Source organism: Thermococcus sp. 21S9, assembly GCF_012027635.1.
Classification (GTDB): domain Archaea; phylum Methanobacteriota_B; class Thermococci; order Thermococcales; family Thermococcaceae; genus Thermococcus.
In genome coordinates, this window is the sequence record NZ_SNUS01000006.1 from 1 (window position 1) to 1,862 (window position 1,862).

The window sequence follows — 1,862 nt, forward strand, 5'->3', positions numbered from 1 at the left end:
CTATCTCAATCTTGAGCTCCTAGCTGATGAGTGGTATTCTGCGGTGGTGGATGACCTAAAGCGTGTTTTGGAAGATGAAAGGAGGTGAGCGGAGGAATGGCCCAATCGTCTCGGTTTGTTCGCGGAATATATATTGATTCTGAGGTTGAGAAGAGGGCAAAAGCCCTCGCGAAGGTGAAAGGAACGAGCATCAACCAGGTCTTCAGGGAGGCTGTACTAAAACTCTACAGGATAGAGCTCGGCAACACCAGGCCGGAGGACATTCTCAAAGATTAATCTCATTTTCATCTTTACGCTTAATTTAAGCTTAAAATGTTCTTATTTGCTTATAAACGCTTTTTCTCCAATCTCAAAGTAGGATGGGCCTTCCTCCGCTCAAATCACTTCTCTCAAATTCACAGCAGGGCCGAGCCGCAAGCTCCGGTGGATGGGCTGGAGCTACGGCGATGAGGCCGTCGAAAACTCCGGAGGCGGTAGTATGAAGTCTCTTGATGTGGACGGGATTGCTCGGGAGATTGAAGCCCTTGACAGGTACGCTGAGAAGCTTAGGCAGCAGATTGACGCAGCACAGCGAGAACTGATCCGCGTCACTCGCAAGAAGCAGCAACTTGTAGCTGAAGTTTCTCGCCTCAAAAAGGTAAAGGTGACGGCCGTATGAAGCCACGCAGCCTCGTCCAACTGATTCTCTTTGTTCTAATAGCAATCTCGTGGTATTTCATAGCTTGGCCCATAATGACGAAAGGGGCGCTCGCGCTCGGCGCAGTCGGCGGGCTGTTGGTTCATTGGGCGCTGACGAACAAGGGCTCAAAGGCAGTTGCCCTCATCGAGCCTTTCACGAGCGGCTGGAGGGTTCTACTGTATGACATGATGCTGTTGGCGTTCATTGCTGCGCTCTGGCAGGCGAACGGCGCGGCTCTTCTTGATGCTCTGAGGAACAGTGTTCAGAACCTCGCGCTTCTGCTCGCCCTCGTGGGCGGCATCGGGATTGACTACAGCGTGGGAGGGTGATGAAAAATGGGAGGTGGAGTGATTCAGCAAATAATACTCGCGATAATAATGACACTTCTGTCGGTTTTGGGGGTTCTGAATGGTGCGATAATCGAGAGTCTGAGAGACATTCCGCTAATAATTTGAATTTGAGGTGGTCAAAATGAAGCAATTTGGCGTTCTGCTGGCTTTGTTGGTGCTTTTCGGCATGTTGAGCGTTTCAGTAGTGCCGGTTAAGGCGGAAACAACGGCGTATAAGTTCATTATTCGTGAATACTATCTTGACACGGTCAATAAGACGGCTACGACTGTTCAGGTCTCCAGTGTCTGGCTACCATCTGGAAACACGTTAACCGTCCAGGTCGAGCCGGGGGAGAACTACATTGACTACATAATGAGCGTTTCAACGCTAGAGGACTTATACGCTCTTTTCATCTACAATAGGGCTAACAAGATGCAGTTTCAGATAGCCCTTGACAGCGTAATGACTCAGCTGGATATCACTTATACACCCCAGTCGAAGGAATACTATATTGATGGCCTTCCTGGCGTTACGAAGATTTACGCTTTTGGTATCGTGAAGGGGGCAAGTTGGATTGGCAGTAACACTTTCATAGGAGAAGTAACGCTTTCGAATGTTACAATGGTTGCCTTTGCTGGCTTTGATTTGAGGACTGATGACACAGGCGACGAGGCGGTTGGTGTTTACGGGATTCCAAACATGGATATCTATAATTGGTCTGACACTTCAACGTGGTTTGGTATTGCGGCGGTTGGTTCAAAAGCAACGTTCGGGGTTTCGGCGAATAAGGGATTACAGACCAGTCTAGTCCAGCATGCGGGAATAGCTTTGAAAATCTACGATTACTGGAACA

4 protein-coding genes are annotated in these 1,862 nt (G+C 49.0%); all 4 read left to right on the forward strand.

The annotated features are described in order from the left end of the window. The first annotated feature begins 84 nt into the window (after window positions 1-84). Complete coding sequence (locus tag E3E28_RS10655) at window positions 85-276, forward strand: t26-2p (protein WP_342764411.1); 192 nt, start codon at window positions 85-87, stop codon at window positions 274-276. 151 nt (window positions 277-427) lie between these two features. Continuing rightward, entirely contained in the window at window positions 428-658 is a 231-nt protein-coding gene (locus E3E28_RS10660; protein WP_167889334.1) for a hypothetical protein, read from the forward strand. After that, on the forward strand, window positions 655-1,008 hold the full coding sequence (locus E3E28_RS10665) for a hypothetical protein (protein ID WP_167769480.1): 354 nt from the start codon (window positions 655-657) through the stop codon (window positions 1,006-1,008). Before E3E28_RS10660 ends, E3E28_RS10665 begins: the two co-directional genes overlap by 4 nt. 142 nt (window positions 1,009-1,150) lie before the next feature. Further along, the coding region (locus E3E28_RS10670; protein ID WP_167915446.1) for a hypothetical protein at window positions 1,151-1,862 on the forward strand (712 nt) is incomplete at its 3' end.

Coding starts and splice junctions, on each gene's coding strand:
- E3E28_RS10660 (WP_167889334.1), top strand. CDS start 428: ATGGGCTGGAGCTACGGCGATGAGGCCGTCGAAAACTCCGGAGGCGGT.
- E3E28_RS10665 (WP_167769480.1), top strand. CDS start 655: ATGAAGCCACGCAGCCTCGTCCAACTGATTCTCTTTGTTCTAATAGCA.